Source organism: Mycobacterium sp. (assembly GCF_036488105.1).
In the GTDB taxonomy this organism is placed as follows: domain Bacteria; phylum Actinomycetota; class Actinomycetes; order Mycobacteriales; family Mycobacteriaceae; genus Mycobacterium.
In genome coordinates, this window is the sequence record NZ_DASXHW010000171.1 from 1 (window position 1) to 11,996 (window position 11,996).

Below are 11,996 nucleotides of genomic sequence, written 5' to 3' on the forward strand. Positions count from 1 at the left end.
GACTTCGTACAGGCCTTGTTTGGCGGTCAGCTTGGATTGCCGCCACAGACTGGGATCCACCGATGGCGGTGCGTCACCTGTGAGGAACGAATACCGGTCGTTGTCCCACACCACTCGCCCGTCGGCAGCCTTCACGACGCATGGCGTCAGCGCGGCGATGAATCCCCGGTCGGCGTCTGCGAAATCGGCTGTGTCGTCTAGTGGTAGCCGGCGATTCTGATGTGCGGATGCGATTAGCGCGGTCGGCGCCTCGTGGTTCACGGGACAGACATTGCCACTATTGCACCCGTGTTGGAAGCGACAGCTTGTCGAACGTCTGGGGCTTTCCGGCGACTCAGTTAGGAAAACGTTATCGCGGAGTCTCCGACATTTAACCGGCCCCGGCTTTGACGCGACTATTTCGCCGCGCAGGAATACGACGGGCAAATTTCTGCTGAAGCGGGATCAGGCCGTCTCAACAGGGAGCTTAATTTTTGCTCAATTCGCTATCCACGGTTCCAGCAAAGCTGCATACTGCCGAAACGGTCCGTCAACGTTGACGGGCCGCCACAACAACAAAGGAGAACCCGGTGAAGCGTTCAGTAACGGTCGCCGCAGCAGGGCTGGCGATCGTCGTCGTGGGTCTGTCTGGCTGTTCAAGCGACAAGAAGAGCAGCTCCAGCACATCGTCGAACGGGAGCACCGCGGCCGCGTCGAGTGGCTCCTCGCCAGCGAAGGTCACCATCGACGGCAAAGACCAGAGCGTGCAAGGCACCGTTGCGTGCAGCAGTGCCGCCGGCACCGTCAACATCGCCATCGGTGGAGCACAAACCGGCATCGGCGTCGTGCTGACCGATGCCAACCCGCCGTCGGTTAAGTCGGTCGGGCTGGGCAACGTCAATGGTGTGACGCTTGGCTACACCCCGGGCACCGGCCAGGGCAACGCCAACGCGACCAAGGACGGCAGCAAATACAAGGTCAGCGGAACTGCGACCGGGGTGGACATGGCCAACCCGATGCAACCCGTGAACAAGCCCTTTGAAATCGATGTGACCTGCCCCTAGCGCCTCGATCTCGGTCGAATCGCACGACGCGACAGCGACGACCCGGCGTCGCTGTCGCGCGGTGAAGATCCCCACAGGACGATCAATCCTGTTGTATATCTTTGAGTTTCACGCCTCAGCGAGCTGCAATCGAACCGTGAAGGCCCCCTTGCGGGATCGAGATGTGTCGCCGCACGCGAAGCGCAAATACTCTCGCCAAGAGTGCGGCCAGGTCGACAACGCCCCAGGCGGTGGGCGCGGAAACAGGAAGCGCCGTCTTTAATCAGATTCTTGACGTGTGCAGTGAATAAGCTTGTCCAATTAAGGCCAGCCGAACGCCAAAACCGTTTCGGCTTTTGGCGGATGACCTGGCAAACTGACCCCGTTCAGCGTTTCAGCCCGATCCTCCCAAGAAACTTCGTGAAGGGGATTGCGCAGGTCGCCAAGAACGTATTTGCGGAGGGCATTTCGAGGGGTTGGGGGCGGTGCTGCCGTCCCAACATCTCGCCGTCGCAGGCGGCGCCGGACACGGCTCACCCGCGGGCACCGTCGCACCATTCGGACACTGCGTGGTCACCGGCGGGCACGGTTGCCCGGCCGGCACCGTCCTCCCGCTGGGACACTGCGTCACCGGCGCCGGACACGACTGACCCGCGGGCACCGTGACACCATTCGGACATTGCGTCATCACTGGGGCGGGCGGCTGAATCAGCGATGGTTGTTGGGTAGGAGCCACCGTTACTACGGGAACCGTGTTGTTCGGGCCCACCGGTGGCGGTAGCGGAGCGGGATTGGAAGGTGCCGCGGTCGGAGGCGGTGCGGGGCTGGGTGCTGCCGGGGTAGGAGGCGACGCCGCGGGTGTCGGCATGGGCGGCGTTCCCGTCAGGTCCGCGGGGTTAACGGAGACGTTGTGGGGGTGCAGCCACGCGAGCATCAACATGAACGCGGCAAGCAGGGCGGCAGCACCCAGCCCGGCGATCTGCGTCCGACGGCCGGTGAGACGGGAGCGGGTTTCGTTGCCCCCGCCATGTTGACCCCGTGCCCCGCGGCCCGAGATGCCAGCCGCCGCACTGCTGCTCAGGGCGAAGTCGGCAGCGGTCAGTTGAATCCGGCTCAAGGTATGGCCACGCAGCCACCAAGGGGCGGGAATCAGTATCGGCGCGCCCAACAGAGCGGCGGGGTTCACCAGCTCGCGGCGGTTTTCCTCGCAGGTTGGGCACGCATCGATGTGCCGGACGATGCGTTTGCGCAGCAGAACGCTGAACTGGCCGTCCCAGGCGGCGAGAATCGCACCGAGTTCCGCGCATCCCTGCGGGTTGCGCTGGGCTCGGCGAGCCACCAACAGCGCTCCAAGCGAGCGTTCGATGGTTTCGCGCAGCCGTGACACCATTTTGGTGGCGTTGCCCGCGCTGACGCCCAGCGCCTCGGCCAATTCGGGTCCGTCCAAGCCGTGGCGGTAAGCCAACTCCAGCACCGAGCGGTCTCGATCGGACAAGCCGCCAGCGGCCTCGGCAATCAGAGCAGCGAGCTCGGTACGCGCGGCCAGGGTATCTGGGCCGGCATCGGCAGTTGCCGTCTCGGGTAGCTCGTCGACTACCTCTTCGCGCCGACGCTGGCGGATACAGCGCAGCGCCTCGTTGCGGGCGATGGCATACAGCCACGGACGCAGCTTGTCGGGGTCACGGAGCTTCGGCAGCTGTACCGCCGCGGTGCAGAACACGTCTTGCACACAGTCGGCCGCCGCATCGCGGTCGCGGACCATCCCGACGCAGAAGTCGTGCAATCGGTCGCCGTAGCGGTCATAAATTCCGGCAAACGCGGCCCGGTCGCCGGCAGCTGCCGCACGGGCCAGCTCGGCGTCGCTGACGATGTCCCAGTCAGGGAGTGCGGTCATGGCATCGCTTCCAACCGATTACGCGTCAAAATCCAAAGAAGCGCTGCCGCTAAGTGTGCGCGTATTCGCCCGCGTCCGCGCAGGTAATTCGGATTCCCTGGCGCGCGAGAATACAGGCGAGGACAGGATCAACACCTGGCCTCGCCCGTACCCGCGATTCGGCTGCCTCACAGATGTCCAGCGTTCAGGTTCTGACACGGAATGCAGACCTTGGGCGCGCCGTTCTTGCCGCCACTCTGCTGGCCACCGGCCTGCTGGCCACCACTCTTCTGGCCACCACTCTGCTGGCCACCGCTCTGCTGGCCCTGGCCGCCACTCTTTTGGCCGCCGCTCTGCTGGCCCTGGCCGCCACTCTGCGGGCCACCGCTCTGCTGACCGCTGCCCTGCTGACCCTGGCCGGCGCCGGACTGACCTTGCCCGCCGCCCTGCTCGTTCGGCGGCCCGAGCGGGCCGACCTGGACACTGGGGCCATTTGGCACGCTCACCGACACCCCATCGGGCCCGACAGCGACGCTCGGTCCGCCAGGCCAACTGGCCGGAGGTGTGCCGGGATCGGCGGGCGGTGGTCCGCTGTCGGGGGGAGCAGGAATCCCGGCCGGCGCCGGTGCACCGCCGGCATTCGAATAGCCGGCACCCGGGGAGCTGGCCGCCCCGGATGCGGGCTGCGCGCTATCCGGCTGGCCGACAACCGGCGGTGCCCCCGGAGCAACTGGTGCCGCCGGGGCCACGACGGGACCCGAGGGGGCGGGGACGATAGCGGCGCCCGGGACCACGTTCGCCGGTTTCGGCTGGTCTGAGCCGCTGGTGGTGACGATAGCCAGACCGACCGAGACAGCGGCGGCCCCAATGGCGGCAACCACGGCCGCAGCCACCACCGCATTCTTGCCGAGCGGCCACCGCCTCGCGGCCGGGCTGATCGGTTCAGGCGGGAGTTCGGCAAGGTCGGCGATATCCTCGTCGTCGGTTGCCGGGTCCCCGAGCGCACTCGATGACCACGCGGACGCCACGGTGGAGTCGGCAGGCGGGGTCATGTAATTGGTCGGCGCGATGTTCGCGTTAGCGGATGGCCTCGTGAAGGTCATCGTGTTCAGGTGATGGATGTTGCTCATGGTGTGTTCCTTAGTTGTGGTCGCCGCCCCGGGTGGGCCGCCGTCATAGGTAGGAGCCACCAACGTCGGCTTGTCGGACACTTTTTTCGGAAGTTTTTTTGGGCGACTATTTTGGGTCGACCTGTGCTCTGATCACAGAGTCTCGGCCCACGGCGATGGAGCAGGCCAGGTAGCAGGCACCACTCCTCGACGCGGTGTGCACACCACACCCCCGTCGCAGCGATGCCCCGCGCGCCGCAGTTGACTGCTATGCGTCGGCCGTCAGCGCCAATCGAACGGTGACGTCAGTGTGACCCGGCGCGCTGTCCAGCGTGATCGTGCCGTTGTGTGCTTTCACCACCGCCGAGACGATGGCCAGGCCCAGGCCCGTACTGCCGCCCTTGCGGGACCGCGATGTATCGCCGCGGGCGAAGCGCTCGAATACCTCCGACTGCAGTTGCTCCGGTATTCCGGGCCCGTTGTCGCACACGCTCAGCGCGGCATGCGTTCCGTCGGAATCCAATCGAGTGGTCACGACGGTTCCCGGGCCGGTGTGCACGCGGGCATTGGCCAACAGGTTGGTCAGCACCTGATGCAGTCGGGCCGCGTCGCCGAGGACGATCACCGGCTCTTCCGGCAGATCGAGCTCCCACTGATGATCCCGACCGGCGACGTGCGCATCGCTGACCGCGTCGACCGCCACCCGCGAAAGGTCCACCGATTCGCGTTCCAGCGGCCGCCCGGAGTCCAAGCGGGCCAACAGGAGTAGGTCCTCCACGAGGTGGGTCATCCGCTCGGTTTCGGACTGCACGCGGCTCATCGCATGCGCCACGGCCTCGGTGTCGTCTCCCACGCGTTGGGCCAGCTCGGTGTAACCACGGATGGCGGCCAACGGGGTCCGCAGCTCGTGGCTGGCGTCGGCGACGAATTGCCGTACCCGCGTCTCACTCGCCTGCCGGGTAGACAATGCGGCAGCGATATGGTCGAGCATTCGGTTGAGCGCGGAGCCCAGTTGACCAACTTCGGTGCGCGGGTTGGCATCTGACTCGAGCACCCGCACCGGCAGTGCGACTTCGCCGCGGTCCAGCGGCAGATCGACGACCTCGCCTGCGGTTTGGGCGACCCGCCGCAACGGGGCCAGCGCACGGCGGATGATCACTATGCCGGCGGTGGTGGCCGCCGCAACGGCGATCACGGTGACGACGCCGAAGATCAGCAGGACGCGGATCATCGTCGCGTCGACGTCGGACATCGACAGGCCGGTGATGACGACGTCGCCACTGCGTCGGGCGTATGCGGCGACCACGCGATAACGGCCCAAGCCGTCGACGTTTATGGTCGCCGGCGGCCGGTTGACCGGCAGCGCGCCCAGCTCAGCCCGGGCGGCGTCGGTCAATGCGGCGCGACTACCGGCGGTGGTCAGGTAACCGGCATCGGTCGCCCCGCCCTGGCTGGTGACCGCCGCGACCATGCCCACCGGCTGGCCCGGAGCGTCCAGGAAGACCGGGCCCGGGCCCGGTCGGGGAAACGTCCGCTGGTGATGGCGCCACGGCGCGGTGGGCGGTTCGCCGATTATCCGCACGGAACGCTGCGAGGCGTCGCGCAACTGAGTATCGAGTTGTGCGACCAGGTATCGGTACAGGGCGAGCTCGGTCGCCGCGCCGATTCCGATACACACGACGGCGAGCACGACGACTTGACCGACCAACAGCCGAAGCCGAAGGGACCAAGCCTGGCCCATGGCTAGCGTGCCGGCTTGAGGACGTAGCCGGCGCCGCGAAGCGTGTGAATCATGGGCTCGCGCCCGTTGTCGACTTTCTTGCGCAGGTAGGAGATATACAGCTCGACGATGTTGGAACGACCGCCGAAGTCGTAGCTCCACACGCGGTCCAGGATCTGCGCCTTGCTCAGTACCCGCTTGGAGTTGCGCATCATGAAGCGCAACAGCTCGAATTCGGTGGACGTCAACGAGATTGGCTCACCGGCGCGGGTCACGTCGTGGCTGTCCTCGTTGAGGACCAGATCGCCGACGATCAGCTGCGCGCCGCTGTCTTCCGTCGTGACCCCGGTGCGCCGCAGCAGTGCGCGCAACCGCAGGACCACTTCTTCCAGGCTGAACGGCTTGGTGACGTAGTCGTCGCCACCGGCGGTGAGTCCGGCGATACGGTCCTCGACGGCGTCCTTCGCGGTCAGCAGCAGCACCGGGAGCTGCGGGCTCTCTTCGCGAAGTTTTCTCAACACGTCCAGCCCGCTCATGTCGGGCAACATCACGTCCAGAACGACAACGTCCGGCCGCTGCGATCGCGCGGATTCCAGAGCTGCCGCTCCGTCGCCGGCGGTGGCGATGTTCCAGCCTTCGTAACGCAATGCCATCGACACCATTTCGGCGAGGACGGGTTCGTCGTCGACCACCAGCACGTTGATCGGGTTCCCGTCGGCACGACGCATGACGATGCGTTCGACGGGGGCTTGGGGTTGGCTCACAACTATCTAGTATGCGCAGCCCCGGTGGGGCATTGCTATGCCGTTCCTATGTGCCAGCTGTGAGCCAACCTCAAGGGGTCAGCGGGTTAGAACCAGACTTTACGACCGCCCACCGGCCGACCGACGGCGCCCAAAATCCACAGAATCACACCAACGACCACGAGGATGCCACCAATTGTGTACAAGATGCTGAGACTTGGAACGAGATATCCGATGACGATCAAAACGATTCCGAGAATGATCATGACGACTCCATTTCAGTATTCAGATTTCAGGTATTCAGATTTGGTGTGCAGGGATCGGCGTCAGTACCAGTAGCGTCTGCCACCCACCGGCCGACCAACGGAACCCAGCACCCACAACACAGCACCGATAACCAGCAGGATCACACCGATCGTTTGCAGCACAGCCACTTTCAGTACGTATCCGAGTATCAGCAAGATGATGCCCAGCGCGATCATGACGCCTCCATTCCAATCACCTTGTCGATGTCTATGGTGGGCATCGAACTGGGTTGCGGCAGATGACAATCGGTCACCTTTGGGTTGACACCCGCATAATTTAGGGGACCTGCGATCACTGTGACTGCGATAGTGCCCAAAGTGGCACAATTCTGAGCGGTGTTTTTCAGGTAGTCCCGTTGGAACGCGGCGATGACGCCGATTACCAACCAGACCACCACAACCGCACTGATTAAACCTCCGCCACGCATCCTGACCTCCATTGTCGGACAAAACCGTAGAGCAGAGCTAATGTACCCAGGGCTTTGAACGTCCAAACATTTGGACGAATATCTGAATAACCGACAGAGGAGCTAATTGCGCCGACGCAGCCCTTCAGCGGGTTTACCGGGCTTGTGACGCCAGATAGGTACTCGGGTACAAGAATATTGGCGAGCCCTCGAATACCTGACTCGAGCGCTGTTAGCGGTTCAGCAAATCAGGGCAGGCGCGCAGAGGTGAATACGACGTGGGGCATCACGTCGTCGCCGGGAACAGTGCGCCCATGACGGGCCAGCAGATCGGCCATGCCGATAGCCGATGCGTCCCAGCCACGCTCGCCCAGCCAGTCGATGATTTCGGTGCGCTCCTCGGGATACCAGAGTTCTTCCACGTTGGGGATTTCGGCGCCGAGCACCTGAGCGGCCGCAGCACGGAAACGCGTCGACTGCTCCCGCTGTCTGGCCAGCAGATCCGGGTTCACTGCCTGCTTCGAGGGCCCGTTGGTGGCCAGCCGGCTGCCCGCCGCGCTGAGCGAATCGATTCGCTCGAAGAGCAAATCCTGGGCCTCCGCGGGCAGATAGCGCAGTAGCCCCTCGGCCGACCACATCGTGGGCACGGATTCGTCAAAGCCCGCTTCCCGCAATGCCGTTGGCCAGTCGTCCCGCAGATCGACCGCGACGCTCACCAGGCGCGCGGTCGGCTGCGCGCCGCGCTGCGCCAAGGTGCTCGACTTGAAGTCCAGCACCTTGGCCTGATCAAGCTCGTACACAGTGGTACCGGCGGGCCACGACAGCCGCCACGAACGTGAGTCCAGGCCGGCCGCCAAGATCACCACCTGGCGAACACCGGAGGACACCGCGTCGAGGAAGAGCTGATCGAACCATTTGGTGCGCACCGCCATGAAGTCGACCATCGCCTGGGTGTGCGCTGCCAGGTCCGGAACAAGATCGGTCAGGGCGGCTGACAACTCGGGATCAGACGTCAGGCTCCACATACCTTTACCGGCCGCGTCCAGAAATGCCCGGGCGAACTGATCCTGGATCAGCGGGTTGTCGCTGTCGGTCTCAGCGGCGCGGGCCGCGGCCACACCGAGCGCCGTCGACCCCACACTCTCGGTGATCTCCCAGGAATCGTTGTCGGTGCGCGGCATCGTCGTTCCTCCTATTAGTAGCCAGTATCGGACACTACCGGTGCCCGCTGTGAGGATGCTGGGCCGAGAGTGCGCGGAACTGCGATCGGCGCACCCGCCGCCTCGTAGTAGCTTCACCTTCGTGGAGGAGCTCAAAGCCCCGGACGGTCTCGCCGAGTGGATGTCGAAGCAGGGGCTAGGCGACGGCCCACTGGAGAACGTTTCCACGATCAGCGGCGGAACGCAGAACATCATGTTGCGGTTCACCCGGTCAGGCCGGCCGTATGTGCTGCGCCGCGGGCCGAAGCATCTACGCCCGCGCAGCAATGTCGTGATCATGCGCGAGACACAAGTGCTGGCGGCGCTGGCCGGGACTGACGTACCGCATCCCCGCCTGATCGCCAGCTGCGACGACCCGGGCGTGCTCGGCGATGCGGTCTTCTATCTGATGGAGCCGATCGACGGGTTCAACGCCGGCCAGGAATTACCCGAGCTGCACGCCGCCGACCCGGCAGTGCGGTTCGAGATGGGGCTATCGATGGCCGACGCGCTGGCCAAGCTCGGCGCGGTGGACTACGCCGCGGTGGGCTTAAGCGATTACGGCAAGCCGGACGGTTTCCTGGAACGTCAAGTGCCACGCTGGCTTTCGGAGTTGGACTCCTACAACGAGTTCGAAAACTACCCTGGCCCAGACATTCCCGGCGTCGACGATGTGGCCAGGTGGCTCGAAGAAGGCCGTCCGACGGCGAGGACACCGGGCATCATGCACGGCGATTATCACGCGGCCAACGTGATGTTCTCCCGCACCGGCCCTCAGGTCGTCGCGATCGTCGACTGGGAGATGTCCACGATCGGCGATCCGCTGCTGGATCTCGGCTGGCTGCTGGCGACCTGGGGACAGTCCGCCGCGTTCGGCGGAACGCTTTTCGAGAAGGGCGGACTGGCCGCCCCCAGCGACCTGGTCGAGCGCTACGCCCGCAACACCACCCGCGACCTGTCGCACGTCACCTGGTATACCGTGCTTGCCTGCTTCAAACTCGGCATCGTGCTGGAGGGCACCCACGCCAGGGCCAGCGCCGGCAAGGCCCCGAAGGAGGTCGGCGACCTGCTTCACGACGCCACGGTGCGACTCTTCGAGCAGGCGCTGACACTGATGGAAACCGCATGATCGATTTCGACATACCCGCCGAGACCTCGGCACTGCGCGACGAAATCCGGGCATTCGTCAGCGACAAGATCGTGCCCTACGAGACCGACCCCCGCCTGACCCGGCACGGTCCCGACGACGCTCTGCGCTCCGAATTGGTGGAGCTGGCCCGCGACGCCGGACTGCTGACATTCCAGGCGCCCAAGCGTTTTGGTGGCCGCGAGCCGTCGCACCGCGAGCAGGCCGTGCTGTTCGAGGCGGCCGGCTGGTCGACGCTGGGCCCGATCGCGCTCAACTGCGCCGCGCCCGACGAGGGCAACATGTTCCTGTTGGGCAAGGTCGCCAATGCCGAGCAGATCGGCGAATTCCTTGTCCCGGTGATCGACGGACGGCAGCGGTCGGTGTTCGCGATGACCGAACCCGGCGGTGCCGGTTCAGATCCCAACCAACTGGCCACGATGGCGGAATTCGACGGCAGCGACTACGTCATCAATGGCCACAAGTGGTTGATCACCGGAGCCAACGGCGCCCGCACCTGGATCATCATGGCCCGCGTCGCGCCGAATCCGCACGGCGCCGACGGGCCAACGCTGTTCCTCTGCGACGGTGCGACCCCGGGCATCGAGATCGAGCGGGTGATGAACACGATGGATCGCAACTACGTCGAAGGCCACGGCGTCGTGCGGTTCGACGATCTGCGACTGCCCGCCTCGGCAGTGCTCGGCGAGGTCGGCCAGGCCTTGCGCTACGCACAGCTGCGGCTGGCGCCGGCCCGGCTGACCCACTGCATGCGCTGGCTCGGGGCCGCCTCGCGCGCGCAGTCGATCGCGGTACGGCACGCCCGCGAGCGCACCGCGTTCGGCAAGACGCTCGGTGAACATCAGGGCGTCAGCTTCATGATCGCCGACAACGAAATCGCCTTGCAGCAATGCCGACTCGGAATCTGGTGGGCGTGCTGGACGCTGGACAAGGGCGACCGGGGCACCGGCAGACACGAGAGCTCAATGGTGAAGGCCTACGTGTCCGAGGAGTTGTTCAAGGTCGCCGACCGCTGCGTCCAAATCCTCGGCGGCATCGGCATTTCCGACGAGACACCGGTCGGGATGATCTTCTCCGACTTGCGGGCCTTCCGGTTGTACGACGGCCCGACCGAGGTGCACAAGTACGCGATCGCGCGCCAGGTGCTGCGTCCGTAGCCGCTAGTCGACGGCGGCCGGGCCCAGCGCGGTCAAGGCCTCGTCCAGCGTCGGGTACAACGAAATGACATTGTCCAGACCGGTCAGCTGCATCGGTCTGCTCGCCGCCGCATGGTCGGCCACCACTGCGAACTGAATCGATGAGCCGACCTCTTCCTGGGTGGCCGCCAATATCCGCAGCCCCACCGATGCCATGAAGGTCACCCCGGAAAGCTCGACCACAAGGGCGGGTGGACCTCCTTCGAGCGCTTCCGCGATCACCTCTTCGAAGGCGGGCGCGGTGCTCAAATCGATTTCGCCGCCGATGCTCACCACGGCGACACCTTCCCGATGCGCGACGGAGGTAGTGATCGGATCCGCAGCTGACACGGCCATCCTTCATCTGGGTCTGGTCGCTCCTGGCGGATCCGGTGCCGACCCTCGCCGCCTGGCAAATTCGCAGAAATACTACTTCAACGGCCGTCACCGCGAGGCTCGGTTAGTCTAGGGCGCGGGATTGGTGTCCAACGCCGAGATCCGGGAGGTTCAATGGCGGATCAGTCAGCAGATCTCTTGTCAACCGGCGGCGTCGGCCAGGGGTCGGCAGCTTCGGGTGCGGGTTTGCTGCTGCCACAGCTAGTGCAGCACCTGCGCCAGAACCGAACGGTGTTGCGCGAGGAATGGGCCCGCAGGATCACCGAGGCCGAATTGCTCACCGCGATGTCGCCAGAGGAGATCTTCTCCGAGGCCACGACGGTGTACGACAGCTACGTCGAGGTGCTCGAGACCGGTAGCGTCGAGGCGCTGCAGGACTACGCGCGAGACTTGTCCGAACGCATCATTCCGCGTGGTGTGGAGACCAACGAGGTCGTCGGCATCGTCCTGCTGCTGCGCGACGTGCTGGCCCGGTCGCTGTTCGAGAAGTACCAGACGGACTTCGACCTGCTGAACCGGGTGCTCGACGCCTACGAACCCGCGGCCAACCGGATCGCCAACACCGTCGCCGTCGGCTTCGTGCAGGAACGCGAGCGCATCATCCGTCAGCAGCAGGAGGCCATCCGCGAGCTGTCGACGCCGGTGCTGCAGGTGCGCGAGCAGTTGCTGATTCTGCCGATCATCGGCGTGCTGGACAGCCAGCGCGCTCGGCAGGTCACCGAGCAACTACTGCGGGCCATTCGCGCCAACCGGGCCAAGGTCGTCGTCATCGACATCACCGGCGTGCCCACCATCGACTCGACGGTGGCCAACCACCTGGTGCAGACCGTCGACGCGTCCGGCTTGATGGGTGCCAGCGTCATCATCACCGGACTGTCATCGGAGATCGCACTCACGCTG

Annotated in this window: 13 protein-coding genes and 1 pseudogene; 4 read left to right on the forward strand and 10 right to left on the reverse strand. The window is 65.1% G+C overall.

What is annotated here, in order from left to right; genetic code table 11:
• A pseudogene (locus VGH54_RS08935) lies at positions 1–261 on the reverse strand (MBL fold metallo-hydrolase); the annotation flags it as partial.
• Positions 262–569: 308 nt separating this feature from the next.
• Between VGH54_RS08935 and VGH54_RS08940 the strand changes: the two are divergent.
• Complete coding sequence (locus VGH54_RS08940) at positions 570–1,043, forward strand: lipoprotein LpqH (RefSeq protein WP_331511591.1); 474 nt, start codon at positions 570–572, stop codon at positions 1,041–1,043.
• A 373-nt stretch (positions 1,044–1,416) separates the two neighbouring features.
• On the opposite strand, the gene VGH54_RS08945 is transcribed toward VGH54_RS08940, so the two are convergent.
• The 8 genes from VGH54_RS08945 to VGH54_RS08980 all read right to left on the reverse strand — a co-directional run bounded on the left by VGH54_RS08945 (position 1,417) and on the right by VGH54_RS08980 (position 8,360).
• The gene (locus VGH54_RS08945) at positions 1,417–2,916 is read right to left on the reverse strand and encodes an RNA polymerase sigma factor (protein ID WP_331511592.1); all 1,500 of its coding nucleotides are present in this window, start codon (positions 2,914–2,916) and stop codon (positions 1,417–1,419) included.
• 167 nt (positions 2,917–3,083) lie between these two features.
• Entirely contained in the window at positions 3,084–4,025 is a 942-nt protein-coding gene (locus VGH54_RS08950) for a hypothetical protein (protein WP_331511593.1), read from the reverse strand.
• A gap of 247 nt (positions 4,026–4,272) precedes the next feature.
• The gene (locus VGH54_RS08955; RefSeq protein WP_331511594.1) at positions 4,273–5,745 is read right to left on the reverse strand and encodes a HAMP domain-containing sensor histidine kinase; all 1,473 of its coding nucleotides are present in this window, start codon (positions 5,743–5,745) and stop codon (positions 4,273–4,275) included.
• A gap of 2 nt (positions 5,746–5,747) precedes the next feature.
• The gene (locus tag VGH54_RS08960; RefSeq protein ID WP_331511603.1) at positions 5,748–6,452 is read right to left on the reverse strand and encodes a response regulator transcription factor; all 705 of its coding nucleotides are present in this window, start codon (positions 6,450–6,452) and stop codon (positions 5,748–5,750) included.
• 122 nt (positions 6,453–6,574) lie between these two features.
• Complete coding sequence (locus tag VGH54_RS08965) at positions 6,575–6,733, reverse strand: DUF6131 family protein (RefSeq protein WP_331511595.1); 159 nt, start codon at positions 6,731–6,733, stop codon at positions 6,575–6,577.
• A gap of 60 nt (positions 6,734–6,793) precedes the next feature.
• A complete protein-coding gene (locus tag VGH54_RS08970; protein ID WP_331511596.1) occupies positions 6,794–6,949 on the reverse strand; it encodes a DUF6131 family protein in 156 nt (51 codons plus the stop codon).
• Positions 6,946–7,212, reverse strand: a complete 267-nt coding sequence (locus VGH54_RS08975) for a hypothetical protein (RefSeq protein ID WP_331511597.1) — start codon at positions 7,210–7,212, stop codon at positions 6,946–6,948. Before VGH54_RS08975 ends, VGH54_RS08970 begins: the two co-directional genes overlap by 4 nt.
• Positions 7,213–7,427: 215 nt before the next feature.
• Positions 7,428–8,360 carry a class I SAM-dependent methyltransferase gene (locus VGH54_RS08980; RefSeq protein ID WP_331511598.1) on the reverse strand — a complete coding sequence of 311 codons (933 nt, stop codon included), beginning with the start codon at positions 8,358–8,360 and terminating at the stop codon, positions 7,428–7,430.
• Positions 8,361–8,520: 160 nt separating this feature from the next.
• Between VGH54_RS08980 and VGH54_RS08985 the strand changes: the two genes are divergently transcribed.
• Positions 8,521–9,507, forward strand: a complete 987-nt coding sequence (locus VGH54_RS08985; RefSeq protein ID WP_331511604.1) for a phosphotransferase family protein — start codon at positions 8,521–8,523, stop codon at positions 9,505–9,507.
• Positions 9,504–10,682 carry an acyl-CoA dehydrogenase family protein gene (locus VGH54_RS08990; RefSeq protein WP_331511600.1) on the forward strand — a complete coding sequence of 393 codons (1,179 nt, stop codon included), beginning with the start codon at positions 9,504–9,506 and terminating at the stop codon, positions 10,680–10,682. The genes VGH54_RS08985 and VGH54_RS08990 overlap by 4 nt, the downstream gene beginning before the upstream one ends.
• Before the next feature lie 3 nt (positions 10,683–10,685).
• Here the strand turns inward: VGH54_RS08990 and VGH54_RS08995 are convergent, their stop codons facing one another.
• Positions 10,686–11,051, reverse strand: coding sequence for an anti-sigma factor antagonist (locus tag VGH54_RS08995; RefSeq protein ID WP_331511601.1), 366 nt, complete (start codon positions 11,049–11,051; stop codon positions 10,686–10,688).
• Between the two features lie 159 nt (positions 11,052–11,210).
• Here VGH54_RS08995 and VGH54_RS09000 point away from each other — a divergent pair.
• The coding region (locus VGH54_RS09000) for an STAS domain-containing protein (RefSeq protein ID WP_331511602.1) at positions 11,211–11,996 on the forward strand (786 nt) is incomplete at its 3' end.

What these genes read in the sequence shown, in the direction of transcription:
- VGH54_RS08945 (WP_331511592.1), bottom strand. Translation starts at nt 2,916, where the DNA reads ATGACCGCACTCCCTGACTGGGACATCGTCAGCGACGCCGAGCTGGCC.
- VGH54_RS08950 (WP_331511593.1), bottom strand. Translation starts at nt 4,025, where the DNA reads ATGAGCAACATCCATCACCTGAACACGATGACCTTCACGAGGCCATCC.
- VGH54_RS08955 (WP_331511594.1), bottom strand. Translation starts at nt 5,745, where the DNA reads ATGGGCCAGGCTTGGTCCCTTCGGCTTCGGCTGTTGGTCGGTCAAGTC.
- VGH54_RS08960 (WP_331511603.1), bottom strand. Translation starts at nt 6,452, where the DNA reads ATGCGTCGTGCCGACGGGAACCCGATCAACGTGCTGGTGGTCGACGAC.
- VGH54_RS08965 (WP_331511595.1), bottom strand. Translation starts at nt 6,733, where the DNA reads ATGATCATTCTCGGAATCGTTTTGATCGTCATCGGATATCTCGTTCCA.
- VGH54_RS08970 (WP_331511596.1), bottom strand. Translation starts at nt 6,949, where the DNA reads ATGATCGCGCTGGGCATCATCTTGCTGATACTCGGATACGTACTGAAA.
- VGH54_RS08975 (WP_331511597.1), bottom strand. Translation starts at nt 7,212, where the DNA reads ATGGAGGTCAGGATGCGTGGCGGAGGTTTAATCAGTGCGGTTGTGGTG.
- VGH54_RS08980 (WP_331511598.1), bottom strand. Translation starts at nt 8,360, where the DNA reads ATGCCGCGCACCGACAACGATTCCTGGGAGATCACCGAGAGTGTGGGG.
- VGH54_RS08985 (WP_331511604.1), top strand. Translation starts at nt 8,521, where the DNA reads ATGTCGAAGCAGGGGCTAGGCGACGGCCCACTGGAGAACGTTTCCACG.
- VGH54_RS08990 (WP_331511600.1), top strand. Translation starts at nt 9,504, where the DNA reads ATGATCGATTTCGACATACCCGCCGAGACCTCGGCACTGCGCGACGAA.